Source organism: Sediminibacterium sp., assembly GCF_051860225.1.
GTDB lineage: Bacteria > Bacteroidota > Bacteroidia > Chitinophagales > Chitinophagaceae > Sediminibacterium.
The window spans coordinates 745,928-770,363 of record NZ_JBHYEI010000001.1 but is presented as its reverse complement, the minus strand read 5'-3'; the positions used below and the strand labels follow the sequence as shown (position 1 = coordinate 770,363).

Here is a 24,436-nt window from a genome sequence, read left to right as displayed (position 1 = left end):
ATCTTATACAACTACTTCCATTAATTGATTTTTTTGTACTGGCTGAGTGGTCAAATTTTTAAAGAAATCGACTTCTCCGGTTTCTACATTATACATAGCACCCACAATACCAATCTCTCCTCTCGAGAAATAATCTTTAATAATTTCACTCTTATGTAAAATTTCTTCCATGCTATTTTCTACATTGGCATAAGCAACATTGTCTTTAAAGCAATGCTGGTCTTTACTTTTGAGCAAAGCCTTGCTAATTGCAGGTTTAATAGCACTCAACAGTCCGGTTATATGACCATCTTTTACATCTGCTTGGGCGCTTTTAATTGCCCCGCAGGCAGTATGACCCAATACGACTAATACCTTAGACCCTACATATTTAACAGCATATTCTAAGCTACCTAAAATACTTTCATTCACAATATTTCCAGCAACTCTAATACTGAATAAATCACCTAATCCTTGATCAAAAATTAACTCGGCAGAAGTCCTTGAATCCATGCAGCTTAACACTACTCCAAAAGGAAATTGTCCTTCACGAGTTTCATTAATCATTTCTAAATGATCGTGGTCTTTGCTCAAATTATTTACAAATCGATTATTACCTTCTACTAATAACTCATACGCTTTGGCAGGAGTTAAATTTTCTAAATATTCTTTTGAATGCTTTCTCATATTAATATAATTCAGGGGTATGCTCAAGATGGGCATCACCATTTCTACAACAAAAAAGTTTAAAATAATAGCCTTTGGGGGGCGGTTGAAAAATAAGCTAAGCTTTGTTTGGAGGGGGAACTAACAATTCTCCATGGTAATCCTGATAACTTACCTGATGTAAATGCATACCATGTGATAAAGTAGAAAAGTGAAAAGCTACAGTTGAAACCGAATGATGAATGAACTCCTCTACTAATCCATTACAGTTATGGGGCTTTTCTTCAGATGTATTGTTGAGTGGTTTGGCTGCATCTTCTTCACCACCACTGTCTATAGGCGATTCTATTCCTGTTAAATGATCCTGACTAAACTGATTGGCCATAACAAATGGCGCACTCATTGTAAGCCAAACCAATGCCAGCACAAAGAAGCAAGCATTCAGCTTTTGAAAAAAATCATTAATTGTTCCCGTTTTACGCATATAATACAACCTATGGTTGTAAGCGTAAAAGTAGGATAAAACAACTAGAAGTTATAACTAGGAATAATTTTAATAAAAATTTATCAAGGTTTTAACCAAGCATTTCTTTTATACCACTCAATGGTATGAGCGATTCCTTTTTGTAAAGGATAATCAGGAGTAAAACCGAGTCCTTTTAAAACAGTTGCATCTACTCCCCAGTTGGGTGCCTGAAATTCTTTCAGGCGCTCTTTATTTAGCACAGGTGTTACTCCCCTTAAATTGCCAATCCACTCACTAATATGGGCCGCCGCTTTTGCTATTGGAACGGGAACAACTATTGGAAGCGTTTTCTTACCTAATACCCCTTTTACCAAATTATTAAATTCCTTTGCTGTGTAATTAAAAGTATCGCTCAACAGGATATTTTTTGCAATAATAGGCTGGTCAATACTTAAGAAAACAGCTTTACACACATCTGCCACATGAATAAAACTGAGTTGCTGTTGGGTATTCCCAATGTATAACTCTAAGTGTTGATTTAAAGATTGAATCAGTACCAGTAAATCTTTTTCTCTTGGTCCATATACTGTTGTAGGATGAACAATTACATAAGGGAATTGATTTTTAGTGGCCAACATTTGCTCTGCAGCTAATTTACTTTTCCCATATGCAGTAATAGGGGCTTGTAAATTAGTTTCCGCTACTGGTGTACTGCCCTCACCTGGTCCATAAGAAGCTAAGCTGCTTAAAAAAATAAAGCGTTCAGGAACCATTGATAGTTCAATCAACGAATCAACCAATCTTTCGGTATTATGTAAATTAACTTTATAATACTCATCTAATACCCTGCTTTTCGTTAGTCCAGCAGAATGAACAACTACATCAAAGGGACCAAATGCAGCAGCATTTTTTTGTAGCTGATTTTGTAGTTTCTCTTTATTTGAAAAATCCATTTCAAATAAATGTAAATCTGGATGATTCAAATAACCCTTACTACTGGAAGACCTAATTCCTGCAAAAGTTCGATAGCCCCTATTTAAGGCTTCCTCTACCAAAAAGCTACCAATGAATCCACTGGCGCCCGTTATCAGTATGTTTTTCATTAAAATGCTGATTATAGTTGCTTAATAAAACAACGTCTCCGCTTATGTTGTCTGGCATCAAAATGCTGCCAGGTACTTTGCACTTTGGTGTTTTCTTCTAACTCAGGATTACTTTCTGCAAATTTAATTCCAGCTTTTGCATAGTTCTTATTAAACTCTCTTAATACTATAGCATTTACTCCTTTACCCTGCAGACTTTTATCAATTCCAATTAATAATAAATCAACTTCATCGTTTTGCTTAAGCGCTTTTAGCAAATGAATAAACCCAAATGGAAATAAGGAACCATTTGCTTTTTGTAAAGCCTTTGAAAGTGAAGGCATCGAAATTCCAAAGCCTACTAATTTATTTTGTTCATTGGCAATTAGGGTAATAAATTCTACCCTAATCATAGAGAAATACATTTTTACGTAATAATCAATTTGGCGTTGGGATAATTCTACTACACCGTATAACTCAGCATAGGTTTCATTAACCAATTGAAATACTTCTTTTGCATAAGGCTTTAAGTCTTTGGTAGACTTCATTGGAACTACATGCAACTTAAATCTACGTTCAACCAGGTTGGCTATTTTTAAAATATTCTCTGGTAATTCATTAGGAACATTAATCCGATACTCAACCCAATCTACCGCTTTTCCATATCCTAACTGCTCCATGAATGTTGGATAATAAGGATAATTATAAATTGTAGCCATGGTTCCCCTTTCTTCAAATCCTTCTATCAACATGCCCTCATAATCCAAATCGGTAAAACCTAAAGGACCATGCACCGCAGTACATTCCAATTCTTTCGCCCAACTTTCTACTTGCTTTAATAATTCACTGGCAACATTAATGTCTTCAATAAAATCAATCCATCCAAAACGCAAATAATTATTTTTCCAGCGGGCTACATATTTTTTATTGTAGATGGCTGCAACTCTTCCTACCACTACTCCATTCTGAAAAGCAAGCCAGTAGCGAGCTTCACAAAAATCGAAAGCTGGATTTTTTTTTGGGTTGAGCGTAGCCGCCTCATCAAAACGAAGCTTAGGTATATTATAGGGGTTGTTTTTATACAACGCATACGGAAAGTCTAGAAAAGCATTCATCTGCTTTTTACCAGTTACTTCTTGAATGGTAATAGCCATAATGGAAGTGGTATTATGCTACAGATACGTGTCTTGCAATATTTAGCTCATTAGCAACCAACTGCAATTTTTCTAATGCAGTATCTAATTGCTCCTTCGTATGTGTGGCCATGATAGACATTCTAATAAGCGATGAATCACTTTTAACTGCAGGGGAAACCACTGGATTTACAAAAACACCTTCTTCAAAAAGACGTTGCGTAAATTTAAAAGTGAGGAAATTATCTCTTATATAAATGGGAATGATTGGCGTTTCTGATGCACCCATTTCAAAACCAAGTTCTTGTAAAGCACTGACCATATATGCAGTGTTTTTCCAAAGTGCCTCTAATCTTTCTGGTTCGCGCTGTATAATTCTTAAAGCGGCTAATGCAGAAGCAGTTGCAGAAGGGGGCGTACTCGCACTGAAAATCATTGGACGTGCGGTATGCTTTAAAAAGTTGATCATTTCTTTACTTCCAGCAACATATCCTCCTAATGAAGCTAATGATTTACTAAAAGTTCCAACAATCAAATCAACCTCGTTGGTTAATCCAAAATGATCCGCAGTTCCTTTACCCAACTTACCTAAAACTCCTAGAGAATGGGCATCATCTACCATTACCAATGATTGGTATTTCTTAGCCAACTTAACAATTTCAGGCAACTTACAAATATCCCCTTCCATGCTAAATATGCCGTCTACTACTATCATTTTAATAGTATCTAATGGAACGGTACTGAGCTTTTGCTCAAGGTCCTGCATATCATTGTGTGCGTATTTCAAAATCTTAGAAAAAGACAATCGAGCTCCTTCAATAATAGAAGCATGATCTAACTCATCTAAAATAATTACTCCAGTTCTTCCAGTAATAGCCGAAACAGCACCTAAATTGGTTTGAAATCCTGTAGTAAACGTAAGTGCCGCCTCTTTTCCAATATGTTCAGCAAGCGCATTTTCTAATTCTACGTGTAAATTAGAAGTACCGTTTAAAAATCGAGAGCCAGAGCAACTACTACCATATTGGTCAATTGCATCCTTAGCTGCTTTTAATACTTCGGGATGATTGGTTAGTCCCATATAACTATTAGAACCAAACATTAATACTCTGTTTCCACCAATCATTACTTCAGTGTCATTGTTTTTCTCAATAGCACGGAAATAAGGATAAATACCTGCGCTTTTTAATTCGTCGGGGGTAGTAAAACTTCTAATTTTTTCCAGTAAACTCTCTTGAATCATTCTTTATACAATTTTGACAATTTTGAACTGAAACGCAGGTTTCGGTAGCAAAAAAATCTACTGAATAATTTTATTTATTCAGGTTGAAACATTTGCAAAGATATTAAATTACAATAAGTTAACAGTAAAACAATATTAATAACCTATCGATTTAATAGAAATTTACTAAAAATCCCATCAAAAAAGCTCAATTGATAAACAAAAACCCCTTTTTTTATCTAAAAACTTCAATAAAATGACCAAATTCCTTCTAATTTTAATGATTTTTTTAGGGTTAAATAGCCCCATTTTTTGCCAAAACCAAGTAATTCCATTATACAGATCAGCTATAAAAGGCTCCGAAAATTGGAATTGGGAAGAGGCAGAGAACACCAAAAATGATTGGGGTCTAAGGATAGTGTACAATGTTGCGAAACCTACCTTAACCGTTTTTAAACCCGAAGAAGGAAAAGCCAACGGCACTTCCATAATTATAGCCCCTGGTGGTGCTTTTCGTGCATTATCTATTGACAATGAAGGATATGATGTTGCCAAGTGGTTGGTTAAAAAAGGCATTACCTGCTTTGTATTAAAATACCGATTAATCAAGAGCAATACCACCGACCCTGTTACCGAAATGAATGCTATTTGGGGTAGCGAAAAATTTAACCAACAAAATATGGAGCTGATTCCATTAGCAATTGAAGATGGAAGAAATGCCATTGCTTATGTTCGCGAACATGCCAACGAATTTAAACTAGACCCTAACCGAGTTGGCATAATGGGTTTTTCTGCTGGTGGAACGGTAACAGCGGGAACAGCTTATGGTTACACCGAAGCCAATAAACCCAATTTTATAGCCCCTGTTTATGCATTTTTTCCTAAAGCATTACAAGGTAAACTTGAATCAAATGCACCGCCAGCATTTATCTTGGCCGCTTCTGACGACCAATTAGATTTAGCGAGTCATAGTGTTGATTTATACAATCAATGGTTGGCGAATAAGCAATCAGCCGAATTACATTTATATGCAAAAGGAGGGCATGGTTTTGGCATGAGTGCACAAAAACCAACCAATACCTGGATTGAGCGTTTTGCAGACTGGTTACAACTCAACAACTGGTTGTCTAAAAGCAGCTATGATCCTGCGTTAGCAGCTTACGAGAAAAAATCATTCGCATTTGCACCCGATAAAAATTTACCCTATAGAATTTTATACCCTGAAAATTATGATCGGAATAAAAAATATCCACTGATCTTAGTTTTACATGGCGGTGGTGAACGCGGGAACGATAATGAAAAACAATTAATTCATGGTTCCAAACTTTTTTTAACTCCAGCGAACAGAACCAATTATCCTGCTATTGTGGTGTTTCCTCAATGCCCCTCCAATTCTTATTGGGCCAATAGCACAATTGATAGAACAAAAAATCCGATTGAAAGAATATTTAATTACAAAGACACTTCTACTTGGCCATTAGCAGCATCAGCTGCATTGGTTAAAAAAATTGCAGACGAAGAGTCGGTAGATAAAGGACGTATTTATATCACTGGTTTATCAATGGGCGGTATGGGCACTTTTGAAGCTGTTTATAGAAACCCCAACTTATTTGCTGCAGCTGCACCCATTTGTGGAGGAGGCAACGATTCTTTATATAACAATAGTATTAAGAATACTGCTTTCCGGGTGTTTCATGGCGATGCAGATGTAGTAGTGAATGTAGACTTATCTAGAAAAATGGTGGCCCGTTTAAAAGAATTAAAAGTACCTGTGGAGTATATTGAATACCCTGGTGTAAATCATAATAGTTGGGATAATGCTTTTGCTGAACCAAGTTTTATGAGTTGGTTTTTTCAACATCAAATGGTACCAGACAAAAAAAGAAAAAAATAATTAGTGCAGTTTAATTAGATAAGGTTGAAGCAACCAACAGAATACGGTAATGATGATAATGCAAATAATATTCAACACAAACCCTGTTTTAATCATGTCTTTTATTTTAACATGACCACTAGCAAATACAATGGCATTGGGTGGTGTACCCATGGGCAACATACTGGCTACACTTGCACCCAATGTCATGGGTATACCTAATGACAAAGGATCCATTTTTAAAGCAAGCGCTACTGATGAAATTACAGGGGCCAATACTATTACTTGTGCCACATTGCTCATAACCTCACTCAAAAAAACAGAGAGGGTGGTAACTACCAAAATCATCAACAACAAATTACTTGAAGAGAATGATGCGATATAGCTACCAAGTTGTTGTAATAATTTGGCATCTTCCAAAGCCTTGGCCAATGCAATGCCTCCCCCAAACATCAATAATATTCCCCAGGCCATTTTACTAGTATCTTCCCATTCTAATAAGCGAGTTGCTGTTTCAGTTTTACCCGCTGAAACAATGAACAGTGCTAATCCACCAGCCATTGCAATAATAGCATCGTCTAATTGAATTGTCTTTTGAAAACCATTGATCAGGTCTTTAGTAATCCATAAAAAAACAGTGACAGAAAAAATAATAAGCACTCTTTTTTCGGGCAATGAAATATTGCCCAACTTAGCCAACTCTTCTTGAATAAATGCTTTACCCTCCATGCTATGACTAATATTATTGGGATACAGCCATTTAACCATTACCCAATAGAGTCCAAAAGTCATTACTACTGTTAAGGGCATAAACACCATCATCCAATCGGTAAATCCAATCGTATAATTAAATCGCTCGCTAATATGGGCTACATACGCCACATTCGGTGGCGTTCCTATAATAGTACCGAGTGCAAAATTGGATGCATAAGCTATTGACAACATTAATACTAAGGAGAAGTTTTTGATATTACCCTCTTTATTGTGATGCTTGGTAATCACATGAATAACTGAGCCCGCAATGGGAAGCATCATCATAGTGGTAGCGGTATTGCTTAGCCATAAACTTAAAAAGCAGGTGGCTATGATAAAGCCTAAAATAATTTGATTGCCATTGGTTCCTGTAATATTGATGATTCCTAATGCGATGCGTTTGTGCAGGTTCCATTTTTCTATTGCGAGTGCAATAAAAAAACCTCCCATGAATAAAAAGATAGTTGAATCGGAGTATGACTTGGTAACTTCTTTAATAGATGAAATACCCAACAATGGAAAAACCACTATTGGTACCAGTGCTACTACTGCTAATGGAGCCGCTTCTAATACCCACCAGGTAATCATTGCTAAAGCAACTGATAAAACCATTACCGATTTAGGTGCTAAAGAAAATGGATTGAAAAAATAAAATAGTAATGCAATAGCCAAACCAATTAGCATCGCAATCTCTTTCTTATATCGTTGATACAACATTTACCTAAGATATTAATTCTTCAGGCTTTCTGGTTGATAAATTACTCCGTCTTTCATTACCCACAATGGTTTTCTTAAGGCAGAGATAGAAACAGACGGGTCTCCTTCAAAAATAACAAGGTCGGCCAAATGCCCTGCTTTAATAAATCCAACCTTATTTTCTATCTGCATAGCTTTTGCATTTATACTAGTTGCCGCTTGCAGTACTTGCAATGGCTTCATGCCATAGTTCGCCATCAATTCCATTTCTAAAACATTCTCTCCATGCGGAAATACCCCTACGTCTCCACCCATTCCTATCGTTACTCCATTGTCCATAGCAATTTTAAATGCTTTTCTTTTTTGTGTTACTGCTTCGGGTTCGGGGTCTATTCCTTTTTTCCAACCCTTGTACTGGGTAACAGATTCTGTTGCAGCCAATGTTGGATAATAAACGACTCCTTTTTGTTTCATCAATGCTGCCGTTTCTGCATTTAACAAATCACCATGTTCAATAGTAACCACACCACCTAATATGGCTCTTTGCATGGCTTCATTGGTTTTAGCATGCGCCACCATAACCCTTCCGCTACTGCGGGTAACATCGTTCATTAATTTCAATTCTTCTAATGTAAAAGTGGGCATTGCTTCATCGTTTAATCCCCAGCGATAATCGGCATATACTTTAATAAGGTCAGCACCCTTACCAATTTGATCTCTCACTACTTTAATTAAATTATTTCCATCTGCCTCTTCTGCACCAATCATGATTTGTTGATCTAGGTCATAGCCTTTAGGACCATAGGAACCTGTTGCTACAATGGCTCTTCCTGCAACCAATAAACGAGGGCCTGGAATAATGCCATCATTAATGGCTTTTTTTATAGCCACATCTGCATATCCTGCACCTTCCGATCCCAAATCTCTCACTGTAGTAAAACCAGCTAACAATGTTTTCTTAACATGGACTGTAGCCCTTGCAGTTCTATATGCATCGGACTCTCTAGCAACTTGAGTGTCCCAATCTGTTATATTGTATGGATACAATAATATATGAGCATGTCCTTCTATAAGACCCGGTGTTAAAGTAGCGTTGGGATAGTTTATTACCATTGCATTTTTCGGAACTGCTAATTTTTCTTTAGGGCCTGCGGCAACAATGGTATTGCCTTCTACTATTACCGCCCAATTGATTTGCATATTTTCTCCATCAAATACTTTATTGGCAGTAATATAAAAAATGGAATTTTTATCCGCTGATTTTTGTGCTTGACCTATAGGGTGGATTAACAGAATAAAACTCATCAACAAAAGCAGGTTTGCTGTATGGCTAAGTATAGGATTGTTTGGTTTGGTTTGCATAGAACCAAATTACAACATTATTGTGCAAGAAATTGCCTGAACCAATGCCCTGAATGTTTTACCGTTCTTAGTTGGGTTTTAAAATCTACATGCACCAAACCAAATCTAGCATGATATCCCTCGGACCATTCAAAATTATCCATCAAAGTCCAAGCAAAATAACCAACAATATTTATTCCTTCGTTTTTTGCTTTTAGTAAAGCCCCTAAATATTGTTGAAAATATTGGATCCGATTCGTGTCGTTGATTGTTCCATGAATCAGCTTATCCTTATAAAATGCACCGTTTTCGGAAATGATTATTTTTTTAACGCCTTGATAAGCTGCAAACTGTTGAATAATATTATAAAAACTATTCGAGTTCACTTCCCAGCCCATATCAGTAGCTGGTACATTTCTAGTTTTAGCACTGATATCAGATGCCTGAATAATGGGTATCACTGCATTGTATTTTACCACTACTGGAAAATAATTTTGTACTCCAATAAAATCAAAATCAAACCGCATTTTTTCTGTGAACTTCCAAGCCTTATTATGTAAATACAGTTTATCCATCAATGCAAATCCATCAGAAGGATAACCCATCCCTAAGCTTGGTTCTATAAAAAGTCTATTTAGTAAAATATCAATTCGTCTAGCTGCATCTATGTCTTTTTTATTTTGTGTTGCTGGTATAATTTCACTACAAGAGAAGCTGGTTCCAATATTTGCATGGGGCACATTGGCTCGAATGATTCTTCCTCCTTCTGCCTGCGCCATCACTGCATTGTGAACGGCTGGCAAAAAATTACTAAGCCCTATTTTTCCTGGGGCATGCTTTCCAATCATATATCCCAAAGAAGTAAAACCCATGGGTTCATTTAATACAATCCAGTTTTTTACTTTGCTCCCATATTCTTGGGTGCATATTTGAACATACCTACTAAACCATTTAAGTAAATGCGTAGAAGTCCACCCACCTTCTTTTTCTAATGCTGCGGGTAAATCCCAATGATAAAGGGTAACATAAGGAATCAAATCTAAATTGAGACACTCATCAATTAAACGATGATAAAACTGAATCCCCTCTTGATTAATTTTTCCTGTCCCTAATGGTAAAATTCTACTCCAAGAAATAGAAAAACGAAATACTTTAAAGCCTAATGCTTTTACTAATAATAAGTCATCTTTATAACGATGATAAAAATCACAAGCAACGGTTGGTGTTGCACCTCCCTTTATTTTTCCTTGCTTGTTAGCAAATTGATCCCAAATGGAAGGTCCTCTTCCGTCTGTTTTATATGCACCCTCATTCTGCGCTGCTGCTATTACAACACCCCATAAAAAGTCATCCCCAAAATCACTTGCTTTTAAAATAGTTTCTTTACTCAATTAGCGGAATTTTAAAGAAAGGTGATTGAGTTCAAATGGATCTATTATTTCTTTTTGTTCTTGCAATGAAGCCGCTTCCTCCATTAGTTTTTCAACAATACTAGCAGTACTCCATTCTATTTCTAGTTTCTTTTGTGTGGTTACATTCAACCAATTTTCTATTTGCTTAGTAAAATCTGCTTTCAATGTTGAAACGATGGGTACCCCAAAATTTTGGAGTGCTGCAGCATTGCACAATTGCTCGTATTGTCCTTTTATAGGAACACAAAGCAATTTTTTATTCAAATAAAGCGCTTCCGCTGGTGTTTCAAAACCGGCACCTGTAATTACACCTGTTGCATTAATCATGCTTTGTGTAAATAATGCATTGTCAATTGGCATGTAAATGATATTACCTCGCTGATTAACTGTTTTCTCTTTTTTGCTAAATAAATGAAAGCTGCTAAATAAATGAAAGCGTTGAGAGGGCACTTGATTTAAGTAACTAGCTACCACTTCATCACTATAATGTGAAAGATAAACTGATATATGCCCCTGATTAGTAGGATTTGCAGCTAATATTTGCTCTTTTATAATAGGCGAATAAATGAAATTATCATACTGTTCAAAATGCAAACCAATATACTTACTTGCTGGTGCATACATATTCAAAACATACTCCCCAATACGGTCTTTGCTGATTGGCCTAGGGGTTAATTTACTTTTAAAACTCGCTTGATGTCCAAACCCAATAGATGGAACCCGTTTAATTTTACAAGCTATGGAAGTAATGCTTTCAAAATCATTTACCACTAAATCATATCGATCTACGGGCAACTCCCTTGCTTCTTTTATGATATTGAATAAGGACAATTCTTGGGCCATCTTCCAATAATCCAATCCACCTTTATTACCGTAAAACAAACTAAGTCCTTTACTTTGGTATTTTACAGGTAAGTCAACTTTTAAATTGCTGTTATTGCCACTCAAAAAAACATCTACTTGCCCATAGCGTTGCAAGTATGGAATTAATTCTTTTGCGCGTGCAATATGTCCATTGCCTGTAGCCTGAACAGCATAAAATATTTTCATGCTTGTAGTATTAAAGAGTTTAGAAACAAAGTCACTTCGTCTGTAATCACATTTAATGCGGGTTGCTTAGTCTGGTTTGGTTTTACTGAAATAGCATCATTGGCAAATGCCTTTGCATCGTATTGGTAAATAGACCATGCGTGATCCGCATATTCTAAAGCAGTTAAATTTTCAATCCAGTCTCCGCTATTCATGTATATCACTTTGCCCTCTGAAGTTTCTATTGTTCTTACTTGGGGTTGATGTATATGACCACATATTACATAATCATACTTTTTAGAAATGGCTAGCTCTGCAGCCGTTTGTTCAAAATTGCCAATCCATGATACTGCTTGTTTTACACTGTCTTTCACTTTTTTACTTAAACTCATTTTTTCCTTTCCCGCAATTCTTAGGAAATAGTTTATGAATCGGTTCAATAAAATGAGTAAGTCATAGCCATGTCCACCCAACTTTGCAAGTAGCTTTGCACTTCCTTTAGTAGTTGCGTCAAATACATCTCCGTGAAAAATCCAAGTCATTTTTCCATCAATCTCCATGACTACTTTATCTGTCAATTTAAAATTGCCTATTTCTACATCACTATATCTTCGCAACATTTCATCATGATTTCCAGTTATATAAATAACCCTTGTGCCATTGCTTACTAGGTTCATGATTTCTTTAATCACTTGCAAGTGGCTTGCAGGAAAATACCTTTTACTAAACTGCCAACCATCTATGATATCGCCGTTTAAGATTAATATTTGTGGAGTGATGCTTTTTAAGTAGTTAACTATTTCGGTTGCATGGCAACCATATGTTCCTAAATGCAAATCGCTGATTACTACTACGTTCACCAAGCGTTTTTCCATGGGTTATGTTTTCCAAATTTCCCATTTCAATATTACCTGCAGGTTAAGGAATCATTACCCTAAGGTTAAGTATAGACATAAAAAAAACTGTCCTTTTGAGACAGTTTTTTCACAAATTGGGGTATAAACTATTTAGAAGCAGCGGTTGGAATTCCATTGCTGGAAGGCGCAGAAGTTCCATTTACTGCAACGGGAATTGGCTTATTAGGTTCTTTGATTAACTCTGTCAATTTTACTTTTTCTTTTGCAGCCAAATTGTCTTCGTAAATTTTGATTAAACTTGGCAAATTAGGATCAGAGCTAAGCTTTTGATCTACATCTATTGCTTCGATGATCTCCTTTATTTTATTAATAGTATTGGTATCTGGCACACTAATAATACAGTCTAAGTTGGTCATTTCATCGTTCTCAAAACGGTAGGTATATACCCTTCCTGAAATTTGACAACCTTGCTTTACTTGAACCTTTCCAGTACAAAAAATATTGCCGCTAAATTTTCCTGAAAGCACTAATTCAGAACAAATAAGGTCTCCGTTAAAAACAGAGTTAGACTCTAAAATTACCTTTTGCTTCGATAAAAGTGTTCCGTTAATACTGCTTTCAATCTTTAATGAATGTTTGGTCTTAAAATGACCTTCCATAAAAACCCCATCGGGTAAGGTAATCAATACCTGGCTTTGATCTATCATAATACTTTATTTTAAGGGTTTCGGGGGTACTGTAAAGTTAAACAAGATTTAGTAATTATATACAACATCTTAATAATTTATACATTTTAGTTATATAGGGAGGAATGGTATAGATAAATCGGTAAATCAAGATTTTTATTTGAAACTGGCTTAACTTACCATCAAGTCAATTGATCATTTCTATGAAGAATAAAAATCGTTTGAAGGCTGGTATACTTGTTTCATTAACGGCTGTTCTAGTATTCTTAATTGTATCCTATTTGTACAAGAAAAATTTGAATGCCCACAATACCTTATCAACAGAAGAAAAAGCTGCAGGATGGCGTTTATTATTCGACGGAAAAACCACCAATGGCTGGCATATGTTTAGTAAACCCTCCATGAAACACGCTTGGAAAGCTGAAAACGGAGCATTAACTACTGCCAGTTCTGATACATCCGGCACTCATGGGGACATTGTGACTGATGAAGTATTTGAAAACTATGAGTTGGTATTTGATTGGAAAATTGCGCGTGAAGGAAATAGCGGCGTGTTTATTAATGTGCAAGATGATACCAGCTATATGGCTACCTGGGCCACTGGCCCTGAATACCAACTATTAGACAACCCCAATATGCAGCCTGGCTACCTCGATGGTGGAAAAAAGGGGGCTGGCGCACTCTACGGTTTAGCTCCCCTTACAAACCCTGTTGAACCAAAACCTGCAGGGGAATGGAATACCAGTAGAATGATGCAAGTAAATGGAAAAATCAGTTTTTGGCTGAATGGGATCATGACCGCTGAAGAACAAATTGGCTCTGAGCGTTGGAAGGGCTTGGTAGCAAATAGCAAAGCTGCTATATTTCCCGATTTTAGCAAATCAACAAAAGGTCATATTGGTTTACAAGATTGGGCAAAAGGTGTATCTTTTAGAAATATTAAAATTAGAATCATTCAATAATTATTACCATGTTATACGCTAAGAATCTTCGATTGATTGCAGCAGCTGGTTTGATGGGAACTGCCCTTTTCTGTGCTTCACCAAACGCGCTTGGGCAGAAAACCGATATTGGCAAGCTCTCTTCGGGTGGGAAACTAAAACCAGTTCAGGCCAATATGGACATTCGTAAGTATATCCTCAACTTAGACGTAGACATTGCCAATAAATTCATCAAAGGAAATACGACTGTAAACCTTCAATTAAAAAATGAGGCTGATACTATTCTGTTAGATTTTATTCAGCACTATAATATTGAATCCATCAAAGTGGATGGAAAAACAGTTTCCTTTGATCATAAGGAAGAAAAAATTTTTATTAAAGGAACTGGGGGTGATGGGGTTAAACCATTTTCGACCAACAACCAATTTCCTGCTGGAAATCATTCCATATTCATCGCTTATGGAGGCAACCCTCCTGAAGCAGTAAGACCTCCTTGGCTAGGCGGTTTTACTTGGTCAAAAGACCGCTCTGGTAATGATTGGGTTTCTATTAATATTCAAAAAGAAGGGGGCAGAATGTATTTCCCTTGCAAAGACCATCCTAGTGATGAACCAAATGAAGGGGTTGAAATGAATATCACTATACCTGCCGGCTTATCGGTTGCGGGTCCTGGCTTATTACAAAAAACTGTTACCAAAAAAAATAAGTCTACCTATTCTTGGAAGACCAATTATACCATCAGCAATTATTGCATACTATTTAATATTGGAAAGTATCGGGTTTTTAAAGACAGCTATACTACTATTAATAATAATATTGTTCCTATTGAATATTATATTTTAGAAGAAGATTCGGCCCAAGCGAAAAGAGTAATTGAAGCAAAAAAACGCGATAGCAAAATTTTAGAAAAATACTTTGGTGAATACCCTTGGTACAAAGAAAAAATTGGCATTGCCGCTGTTCCTAACTCTGGCATGGAACACCAGACCATGATTACTTTCGACAATAAATTTATTTTCACCACAATTGGTGGGCAAGATTACTCAGGCAACCTGTTTCATGAATATGCGCACGAATGGTGGGCCAATAAAGTAACCAATAGAGATTGGGCGCATATGTGGATTCAGGAAGGGATAGGAACCTATGCAGAAGCGTTGGCCATGTATGAATTGGGGGGGCAGGAAGAATACAATAAAATTATTGCAGCGCACAAAAGAGGAATTCGTTTTAGAAAACCATTGGTGGGCGGAGAAGAATTATCAGAAGATGAAACCTATGCTGGTAGCGATATTTATACAAAGGGTTCTTTCTTCATGCACAGCTTGCGTTATGTTTTAGGCGACGAATTATTTTTGAAAACATTGAAGCAGTTGGCAACAGACCCTGCTTATACATATGACAATACTGTTACTACTACTGATGTAGAACAATTATTTAGTAAAGCAGCTGGTTATTCGTTAAAACCTTTTTTTGATTTTCATTTAAGAACTACACAACTAATTGAAGTATCTATTAAAGAAACTGGCTACCAGCAATACCAAATTAAACCATTGAACTACTTTATGGATTTGCCTTTTGAAATTACCCTTAATGGTAAAGCCACTCGAATGATATTGGGTAAAGATGGCATAACTGTAAAAAGCAATTCAATTCCAATGGTTGATGCGGCGGGTTATTATTTAAAGAAACTGGTTATTCAATAATTGTTCCTTTATTTATAAATAGCTGTTTTTGACTCTTTAATTGTTTCATAGTAAAAAAACACTTCCCCCTCAAAGCCGTTTGCTCTATTGAGTTGTATCATTTGTTGTAATAAAGTAGGATCAACCCTGTAGCCATCTCCTAATGAAGTGAGTACTCCAGGAAATACTCTTTTTTTGAGCGTTGTTGAAACTTGATTTGAAAGCTCTTTCAAAATTTTTTCATAAGCGGTTAAATTGTAGCGATACAATTGTGGAAGTATATAATCTGCATATCCACCGTTTATCCAAGCTGGCCAATCTTGTAGGTATTGCTCTTTACTCCAAGGATAAATACTAGGAGCCCAAGTTACCCAACAATTAGCCCTTTGTTTTTTTACTGCCTGATAAATATTTTTTCCAAAAGCACTCAATTGGTCGGCCTTCCATTGAATAAATGCAGGGTCTTTTTCATTTAATGGTGGCAATAAACCATTGTGCTGTTGTTTATAGAGATTTACTGAATAATCATCGTAGCCGCCTTCGCCAGGCATCGCTGGTAAACGATCATCCCCTTGTACTCCATCCACTGCATATCTTTTAACCACTTCAAGAATTAAATCAGTTAAAAAATTTTGTACTTCAGGATGCATTGCATTCCACCAATAAAATTCATTCTTCTTTAATAAGGATCCCTTTTTATTTCTTCCGGCCCAATGCGGATATCTTGCTAACCAATTATTTAATGAACTGTCTTTATAAGCATAGGCTGCACCAAATTCAAACCATGCATGCACCCTCAAGCCCGCTTTATGTCCTTCTTCTACATAAGCTTTAATTGGATCAAACCCTTTATAAATAGGGTCTTGCAAAATACCAATATGCTTTTTAAGGACTTCGCTTGGATACATGGTTAACCCATTATTCCAAACTACAACAAATATATCTGTGAGTCCATTGCGCTTACAATTGGCAACTGAAGCTTTTACATTTTCAGGTGTTAACATTGCATCACTTGCTACATTGGTGATCCATGTTCCCCTCATTTGAACCAATGGCGCTTCCTGCGAATAAACTATAAAACTGAAGCTACTTAAAAAACAGAATAAGATGATTCTTTTCATTTGCGTTGGATATTGGCTTTAAATTCCATGTAACGATTATATAAATGATGCGCTTGTATATAAGCCGATTGAGGACTCATAAAATGCGAAAATTCAAACGTGATTGCTTTATCGTACCCAGCTTTTGCTGCAGCTTCTAACTTAAGACGCAACTTGTCAAACTTGATGGGTAGAAATTTAATTGGCATGTCTCGATCAAAAGACTCAGCATTGGTCCAGCATGATAAGCCATATTTGTCGGCTAACTTTTTATTGATAGAAAAAAAATCGGTCAGCTCATGATAATCTATATGGCCGTCCTGAAAGGCAACCGCATCAATAGATTGATGGATCCCCTGAAATATTTCATCCCATTCTGCCTCATGTTCTTTTACCGAAACCGCATCCGATTTCGATAAATTTCCAGAAGCAGCCATAACAGCTTTTTTACCATCAATCCAAGGCGAAATAAAAACGGGAAGTTGATCGCTAATTCCTTTACACATATTACCCAAACTACTAAACGCCTCAATTGCTCCTTTGGTTTTACGACTTATTTCTGTACTTAAATACCAGCCACTAAATGCTTTCCGATGTCCGTATTTTTTCCAAACTTCTTCAATTACATATTTATTGGAATCTATTTCAACTTGCAAATCACCAGTATCCCAATATATGCCACTATCGTACAAACCAAAATAAAATTTCATTTGATACTTTTCTGCAAGTGTCAAGTATAAATCTACTAGGTCTATACTGGGTTGATAGCATCCATGAGCTTGAACAAGATAATCTGAATGATAAGTAATGAATTTTCTATACCCACATCTAATCATTATCACAGTGTCTATACCAGCAGCTTTCATGTATTGAAAATCTCTGTCCCATTCTTCTGCTCCCCAATTTTGATGAGGAATATCATGGCTTATTTCATCAATAAATGTTCCAGTAATCAGCATAATATTATTCTTTATCGTCTTCAATTTTTCTTAAGGGTACAAACCAACTTACCAAAAAAGCGGGGATAGTTGAAACCAATACCCAAAGAAAGAATTCTTTATATCCTAAAAAATCACTGAGGTAACCACTAACCATTGAGGGGATCATAAACCCAAGGTTCATGAGGCCTCCAGCAAATGCATAATGCGCCATTTTGTATTTTCCTGGCGCTATCTGTTGCATGATAAATAAAATCAATCCCACAAACCCAAAACCATATCCGAAATACTCTATTGCAACAGCCGCACTAATAATATATAAGCTAGTGGGTAACGCATAAGCCAAAAATGCGTATGCTAAAAACGGAACATTAAAGAAAGCACAAAGCACCATTAAAGTTTTTCTGGTAAGTCCTTTGTTTGAAGCATAGTATCCAGCTGCAATAGACCCCAGTACAAAAGCAATCGCTCCAAAAACACCATAAATCAAACCAATCTCTGATGTAGTTAAGCCCAATCCACCATCAGTTCTAGCTGCTTTAAAAAATAGCGGAGTAATTTTTATTGCCTGACCTTCTGCAAATCTGTATAAGACAATAAAAGCCAAGCCAAACCAAATATTCTTCTTTTGAAAGAAGGTAATGATCACTTCCTTTAATGTTGTAAAAGCTGCTGAAGCAGAATCAACTTTATTGGTTTCTCCTCCAGTAGGAAGCATTTTCATATTATAAAATCCCAAGAGCAACATGACTAATGCATACACCAATAATACAGCCATCCAAGCATTTGCAACACCATATATTTTTTCTAACTCACCAGCTAAATACACTAAAACCCCTCCAGATAAAACCTTGGCCATATTATAAAATGCCCCTTGCCAGCCAACATATTTTGCTTGATCTGCTTTGCTTAATTCATTTAAGTAGACCCCATCAGCAGCCATATCATGGGTTGCACCACTAAATGCAATAATGGCAAAAATGCCTATGGAGATACTAAAAAAATGAGAAGATTGTAAACTTATAGCAGCGAATGAAAACAAAATGCCTGTAAATAGTTGGGTGACATAAACAAAGAATTTTTTGGTTTTGAACATTTCTAAAAATGGTCCCCATAGCGGCTTTAAAGTCCATGGCAACATTATTAAAGAAGTCCAAAAAGCAATTTGAGCATCCCCTATGCCCATGTTTTTATAAAGGATAGCGCTTGCTGCGGAAAGCGCTACAAAAGGCAATCCCATTGCAAACCAAGTACTTGGAATCCAATAAATGGGTGATCTCTTAGGAGTTGTTTGGAGCATAATTAATTAAAAATATTAAAAACTATAATTCAATTTATAAAATTTTTAATTAAGTTAGCTAATCAATTTCAACTCCTTTTTTATGCCGCTCAATCTTACAATCATGAAAAGCTTATTCATCGGAATTACCTTTTTAGTTATCAATACCATGTCTTCCTGTGGAAAAAAATCAACCTCACCAAGTCCAGCTCCAAATCCAAACCCCAATCCAGTTCCGTTTTGGGACCCAAATGCCATGAGAGGGGTATGGGTAACCACCACAGCAAGCACTGCACTAGATAGCAGAAACAATATAAAGCAAATGATTAGCAACTGCAAAACTGCAGGTATCAATCATGTTTTTATTGTGGTATATAATAATGGTAGAACTATTTTTCCAAGTACCGTTATGCAAAACCTAAATGGTATTAGACAGCTAGAAAGGTTTGCAGGTAGAGATCCATTACAAGAATGTATTGAAGAAGGAAAAGCAGTTGGAATTAAAGTACATGCTTGGTTTGAATATGGGTTTGCCGCTTCCTTTTCAGCAAATGGTGGCTCTATTGTTGCTGCTAAACCAGATTGGGCAGCAAAAGATATAAACGGAAGACTAGTAGTAAAAAACGGCTTTGATTGGCTAAACGGATTACATCCTGAAGTGCAACAATTTATGATTGATTTATTTAAAGAAGTAGTTAGTAAATATGAAGTAGACGGAGTGCAAGGAGATGATAGATTACCAGCCATGCCACCAACTGGTGGTTATGACCCTTATACCGTTAACCTTTATAAATCAGAAAATGGTGGAGCAGAACCTCCACCTGCCTCCAATGATGCAGGCTGGTTAAGATGGAGAGCAAATAAGCTTAATCTATTTCTAAAAAGGCTTAGAACAGAAGTGAAAACCTTAAAACCTTCCATACAATTTACAATGTCCCCAAGCCCACATCCATTTGGGTATAACGAGTATTTACAAGATTGGCCAACTTGGGTTGATAGTGCTTGGGTTGATGCAGTAATCCCGCAAATTTATCGTTACAATATAACAGACTATGACAATTCTTTAAATCAACAAAGAGGTTTTTACAGAAACCCTGCGGTTCCATTTTATCCAGGTGTGTTGGTTAAGTCTGGAAGCACCATACAATCAGATGCATTAATGTCTCAGTTTATTCAAAGCAATAGAAATAGAGGGTATAAAGGAGAAGTTTTCTTCTTTTATGAGGGCTTAAAAGATAAATTAACTTGGTACCAAGGCCTTTACCCCTTTATTAAATAAACTATGAAAAAAACATTTATACTTTTTTCTTTATTGGGAATAGCTTCGCTAAGCAACGCTCAAAAAAAGAGCCGTTTTGTTAACCCCTTTTTAGGTACTGGAGGCCATGGACATGTTTATCCTGGTGCAACAGTTCCTTTCGGTATGGTTCAATTAAGCCCAGATAACGGGGATGAGGGATGGGATTGGTGCAGCGGCTATCATTACAGTAGCAATACCATTGCCGGCTTCAGTCATACGCATTTAAATGGGACAGGTATTGGTGATTGGTGTGATATATCTGTACTACCATTGGTTGATTCAATTGGTGCAAATCAATCGGTTATTAAACACTCTTTTAAACATAAAAATGAAAGCGCTTATCCAGGCTATTATGCAGTTAAATTAGATAACGGAATATTATGTGAGCTTACTGCTTCAGAAAGAACCGGATTTCATCAATACAGCTTTCCATCTAAAAATGCTTGGCTTCGTTTTGATATGGGATTTAAAATAAATTGGGATCAACCAACTGATGGATTAATCAAAATAATCAACGATTCAACCATCGGGGGCTATCGTTATTCTACGGGATGGGCCAAAAATCAACGAGTCTATTTCACCGCTGTGTTTTCCTCAAAAATAAAATCCTATCGATTTATTGACGCTACTGAAAACAATCGTGTTGGTCAAAGTAAGACCGTTAAATTACTTTTAGCCTTTGAATCTGCCAATCAAAAAATTACTGTTAAAACAGGAATTAGCAGTGTTAGTATTGAAAAAGCGGGTATTGCACTTACAGAAATTAACAATCAATCTTTTAATTCGATTGTTGCGAAAGCCGAAAATAAATGGGAAAAAGAGCTGAATAAAATTGAAATCAACACGAACGATAAAGCGTTTGCAACTAAGTTCTATACTGCACTATACAGAACTGCTTTGGCCCCTGTGATTTATTCTGATCAAGATGGAACCTATCAAAATCAGCAAGGACAAATCAATCAAATGCCAAATGGGAAAAAGCGGTACACCATATTTTCTCTTTGGGACACATTTAGGGCTTTAAATCCCTTATTTACTATTACCCAACCAATATTAGTGCCGGAACTCATTAATAGTATGTTGCAGTTTTATAAAGAAAATGGATTGCTTCCCGTTTGGGATATTAGTACATGGGAAGCAAATACAATGACAGGATATCATGCAATCCCTGTTATAGCTGATGCCATTTTAAAAGATATCAAAGGCTTTAATGTTGATACTGCTTATGCTGCAATGTTGAAGTCTGCTCATCAACAACAAAGAGGTACTCAAGACTATATTAAGCATGGATACCTACCACAAGACAAACATGGTTGGAGTGTAACAATTACATTAGAATATTCATATGATGATTGGTGTATTGCACAGGTAGCCAAAAAATTAGGTAAGACAAACGACTATGATTTATTGATGCAAAGAGCAAAATCTTATCAAAATTTATTTGATAAAGCAACAGGCTTTATGCGTGCCAAAAACAGTCAAGGAAAATTTATAGAACCGTTTGACCCACTTCTATCGGAACATGGATTTGAAGGTCAATATATAGAAGGAACTGCTTGGCAACACAGCTTTTTTGTTCCTCATGATATCAATGGATTAGCAGGATTATATGGAGGCAAAGAAAAACTAGTCAATAAACTAGACTCTTTATTTAGTGCCCCTTCTATCTTACACGGCGAAAATGCTTCAGCAGATGTTTCTGGATTAATTGGACAATATGCTCATGGAAATGAACCCAGCCATCATATCATTTACATGTATAGTGCATTAGGGTATCCCGACAAGGCAGCAAGATGGATTAAAGCGGTTGCAGATAGTTTTTATAAAACAGGACCTGATGGATTAATTGGGAATGATGATTGTGGTCAAATGAGTGCTTGGTATATATTTAGCAGTTTAGGCTTATATCCCATGAACCCAGCTTCTGGTGAATACGTTTTTGGCTTCCCATTGATAAAAAATGCTAGTATCAACTTGGCGAACAATAAAAAACTAACTGTCAAAGTAGTACAAAAATCGAATAGTCGAGAAGCATATATCAGAGCGGTATTATGGAATGGGAAAAAACTAAATCGGCATTTTATTAAACATAGTGAAATCATACATGGAGGCACACTCACTTACATTATAAATTAAAGCAGGCATCTATGAAACCATAGTGCCTGCTTACTGTTAAACTTAACAACCAAAACTCAACTAAACTAGTTCCAGCCTGGATTCTGTGTCAGATTTGGATTATTATCTATCTCTGATTGTGGAATTGGCCACAACTTATACTTAGGATTACTATTGTTTCTTATTTGATTTCTGAATCTGATTCGCTGGTTAATACTAGCAGAATAATCAGGAATATTATCTGCATCAAAACTTGGTCTGGCAGCAGGTGTAGCCGGATTCAATGTAATTCCGACAACTGGACCACTATTTGCTTTAGCATAAATATCCCATCTTCTTAAGTCGAATAGGCGCAACCCCTCACCTGCAAATTCAACTGCTCTTTCTCTTCTTATTAAAGTACGCATAGCAGCTTGACTTCCTAAAACTGCTGCTGGCTGTCCCGCTCTTGCTCTTACTTGATTGATAGCAGTTAACACCGTTGCATCTACTTCATTCAACTCTGTTTTAGCTTCAGCATAAGTCAATAAGATATCAGCATAGCGCATTAAAATAAATCCAACACGAGATTCAAAAGTATACTGTGTAGAGTCATTGTATTTATTCCAAACATAACCAACACCTCCAATATTGCCCGTTGCACTAACTTGCCACTGAATACCTGCAGCTTGTGCACCAATCCAATCGTTATTTGTATTAACATTATCATAGTTGTTGGTGTTCCAATTAAACTTCCTACGAACATTAGAGTATATATTGAAAATGGTTCGCTCTCTCAAATTATTGTAAGGTAATGCCGGTGTTTTAGATGCAAAGTGAACCATAGTATCACCTGGCATATAAATACTCCACTTCAATCTGTTGTCTCTATTTAATCTTGGATTAGCGGGATCATAGACTGCTGAAACATCAATACGCTGACCATCTTTTCCTTCAAATTGATCAACTAGATTTTGAGATGGGAATAAGCTACTCTGAGAGTTGGTTACTTGACGAGGAACACCAATTACTGCCATCCAGTTTTGTGGTTCATTTACGTCAGTTGGATATGTTTGTGCAAACATAATTTCTCGGGCAGCATTAGCTGTTTGACCATTTAACATAAACAAATCGGTATAACGAGGATTAAGACCATATTGTCCACCATCAATAATTGTTTTTGCTGAATTAGCAGCTGTTCTAAAATCTTTAACTAGCAACGCAATTTTTGCTTTTAAACCCAAAGCAACCCCTTTATTAACTCTTCCAATTGTTTGAACAGGAGAAGTACCTGCAGCTTCAAAAGCAGCAATCGCCTCATCTAAATCTTTATACATATCTGCAACAATTGTTGCTACAGGAGTACGCTGCGCTTTTAAAATTTCTTCTACAGTTGGCATGGCTCTATAATAAGGAACATCACCAAACCAGGTCATTAAATGAAAATAACCCCAAGCTCGTAAAACCAATGCTTCCGCTTTGATTCTATTAAAAACTACTGGAGTTACGTTTGCCTTACCGTTTTCCATACCAACAATTTGTTGATTAGCGCGCTGAACCAATTTATATGCCTGATTCCAAGCTGATATACAAATGGCATTATTAACTAAGAATGGACCTCCGTCTCCCATTGCAATTAAATCTTCTGCATTTCCTCCACGCTTAATAGCCATATCTGTACTAGATTCAATAGCAAAATGCATGGGAGTATTGTTGGCAATAACCCACATGGCAGATGCATAGGTACCTACTAGCCCTTGTTCCATTTCTGCCTGATTAGATAAAAAAGTAGAAGAAGAAGATGCATCAAGCGGTTTTCTATCTAAAAATTTATTACAACTACTGATAGCAAATGCGGCTAAAAGCGTTGGTATAATAAAATATTTTTTCATTGTATTCAATTTATT

At 36.4% G+C, this 24,436-nt stretch carries 20 protein-coding genes; 5 read left to right on the top strand and 15 right to left on the bottom strand.

Annotated elements, in window-relative coordinates:
• Positions 1-3 precede the first annotated feature (3 nt).
• The 5 genes from ACTIEI_RS03240 to spt form a co-directional block, all read right to left on the bottom strand.
• Positions 4-666 (bottom strand): carbonic anhydrase family protein, encoded by a 663-nt coding sequence (locus tag ACTIEI_RS03240; RefSeq protein WP_439504841.1) that lies wholly within the window; start codon positions 664-666, stop codon positions 4-6.
• A 97-nt stretch (positions 667-763) separates the two neighbouring features.
• Positions 764-1,129 (bottom strand): hypothetical protein, encoded by a 366-nt coding sequence (locus ACTIEI_RS03235; RefSeq protein WP_439504840.1) that lies wholly within the window; start codon positions 1,127-1,129, stop codon positions 764-766.
• Between the two features lie 83 nt (positions 1,130-1,212).
• Positions 1,213-2,214, bottom strand: a complete 1,002-nt coding sequence (locus ACTIEI_RS03230) for an NAD-dependent epimerase/dehydratase family protein (protein ID WP_439504839.1) — start codon at positions 2,212-2,214, stop codon at positions 1,213-1,215.
• Positions 2,215-2,225: 11 nt separating this feature from the next.
• Positions 2,226-3,347 (bottom strand): hypothetical protein, encoded by a 1,122-nt coding sequence (locus ACTIEI_RS03225; protein ID WP_439504838.1) that lies wholly within the window; start codon positions 3,345-3,347, stop codon positions 2,226-2,228.
• 13 nt (positions 3,348-3,360) lie between these two features.
• The gene (gene spt, locus ACTIEI_RS03220; protein WP_439504837.1) at positions 3,361-4,569 is read right to left on the bottom strand and encodes a serine palmitoyltransferase; all 1,209 of its coding nucleotides are present in this window, start codon (positions 4,567-4,569) and stop codon (positions 3,361-3,363) included.
• Between the two features lie 235 nt (positions 4,570-4,804).
• Between spt and ACTIEI_RS03215 the strand changes: the two genes are divergently transcribed.
• The gene (locus tag ACTIEI_RS03215) at positions 4,805-6,442 is read left to right on the top strand and encodes an alpha/beta hydrolase fold domain-containing protein (protein ID WP_439504836.1); all 1,638 of its coding nucleotides are present in this window, start codon (positions 4,805-4,807) and stop codon (positions 6,440-6,442) included.
• Here ACTIEI_RS03215 and ACTIEI_RS03210 read toward each other — a convergent pair whose 3' ends face one another.
• From ACTIEI_RS03210 to ACTIEI_RS03185, 6 genes are all read right to left on the bottom strand, one after another.
• Entirely contained in the window at positions 6,443-7,891 is a 1,449-nt protein-coding gene (locus ACTIEI_RS03210; protein WP_439504835.1) for an SLC13 family permease, read from the bottom strand. It lies immediately after the preceding gene.
• 12 nt (positions 7,892-7,903) lie between these two features.
• On the bottom strand, positions 7,904-9,232 hold the full coding sequence (locus tag ACTIEI_RS03205) for an amidohydrolase family protein (protein WP_439504834.1): 1,329 nt from the start codon (positions 9,230-9,232) through the stop codon (positions 7,904-7,906).
• A gap of 17 nt (positions 9,233-9,249) precedes the next feature.
• Positions 9,250-10,602 (bottom strand): GH1 family beta-glucosidase, encoded by a 1,353-nt coding sequence (locus ACTIEI_RS03200; RefSeq protein ID WP_439504833.1) that lies wholly within the window; start codon positions 10,600-10,602, stop codon positions 9,250-9,252.
• A complete protein-coding gene (locus ACTIEI_RS03195) occupies positions 10,603-11,673 on the bottom strand; it encodes a glycosyltransferase family protein (RefSeq protein WP_439504832.1) in 1,071 nt (356 codons plus the stop codon). It abuts the gene before it with no gap.
• On the bottom strand, positions 11,670-12,527 hold the full coding sequence (locus ACTIEI_RS03190) for a UDP-2,3-diacylglucosamine diphosphatase (protein WP_439504831.1): 858 nt from the start codon (positions 12,525-12,527) through the stop codon (positions 11,670-11,672). Before ACTIEI_RS03190 ends, ACTIEI_RS03195 begins: the two co-directional genes overlap by 4 nt.
• A gap of 128 nt (positions 12,528-12,655) precedes the next feature.
• Positions 12,656-13,216, bottom strand: coding sequence for a polymer-forming cytoskeletal protein (locus ACTIEI_RS03185; protein WP_439504830.1), 561 nt, complete (start codon positions 13,214-13,216; stop codon positions 12,656-12,658).
• 182 nt (positions 13,217-13,398) lie between these two features.
• On the opposite strand from ACTIEI_RS03185, the gene ACTIEI_RS03180 reads away from it, so the two are divergent.
• Positions 13,399-14,157, top strand: coding sequence for a 3-keto-disaccharide hydrolase (locus ACTIEI_RS03180; protein WP_439504829.1), 759 nt, complete (start codon positions 13,399-13,401; stop codon positions 14,155-14,157).
• Positions 14,158-14,165: 8 nt separating this feature from the next.
• A complete protein-coding gene (locus ACTIEI_RS03175; protein ID WP_439504828.1) occupies positions 14,166-15,839 on the top strand; it encodes a M1 family metallopeptidase in 1,674 nt (557 codons plus the stop codon).
• 8 nt (positions 15,840-15,847) lie between these two features.
• Here ACTIEI_RS03175 and ACTIEI_RS03170 read toward each other — a convergent pair whose 3' ends face one another.
• The 3 genes from ACTIEI_RS03170 to ACTIEI_RS03160 are packed head-to-tail and all read right to left on the bottom strand — an operon-like array spanning position 15,848 to position 19,156.
• Complete coding sequence (locus tag ACTIEI_RS03170) at positions 15,848-16,939, bottom strand: glycoside hydrolase family 10 protein (protein ID WP_439504827.1); 1,092 nt, start codon at positions 16,937-16,939, stop codon at positions 15,848-15,850.
• Entirely contained in the window at positions 16,936-17,877 is a 942-nt protein-coding gene (locus tag ACTIEI_RS03165; protein WP_439504826.1) for a DUF4434 domain-containing protein, read from the bottom strand. Before ACTIEI_RS03165 ends, ACTIEI_RS03170 begins: the two co-directional genes overlap by 4 nt.
• Before the next feature lie 4 nt (positions 17,878-17,881).
• Positions 17,882-19,156: an MFS transporter gene (locus ACTIEI_RS03160; RefSeq protein WP_439504825.1), complete on the bottom strand. Its 1,275-nt coding sequence runs from the start codon at positions 19,154-19,156 to the stop codon at positions 17,882-17,884.
• A gap of 103 nt (positions 19,157-19,259) precedes the next feature.
• Here ACTIEI_RS03160 and ACTIEI_RS03155 point away from each other — a divergent pair, with 103 nt between their 5' ends.
• Positions 19,260-20,414: a glycoside hydrolase family 10 protein gene (locus ACTIEI_RS03155; RefSeq protein ID WP_439504824.1), complete on the top strand. Its 1,155-nt coding sequence runs from the start codon at positions 19,260-19,262 to the stop codon at positions 20,412-20,414.
• 3 nt (positions 20,415-20,417) lie between these two features.
• Positions 20,418-22,571 carry a GH92 family glycosyl hydrolase gene (locus ACTIEI_RS03150; protein ID WP_439504823.1) on the top strand — a complete coding sequence of 718 codons (2,154 nt, stop codon included), beginning with the start codon at positions 20,418-20,420 and terminating at the stop codon, positions 22,569-22,571.
• A gap of 65 nt (positions 22,572-22,636) precedes the next feature.
• Here ACTIEI_RS03150 and ACTIEI_RS03145 read toward each other — a convergent pair whose 3' ends face one another.
• A complete protein-coding gene (locus ACTIEI_RS03145) occupies positions 22,637-24,421 on the bottom strand; it encodes a RagB/SusD family nutrient uptake outer membrane protein (RefSeq protein ID WP_439504822.1) in 1,785 nt (594 codons plus the stop codon).
• Between the last annotated feature and the right edge of the window lie 15 nt (positions 24,422-24,436).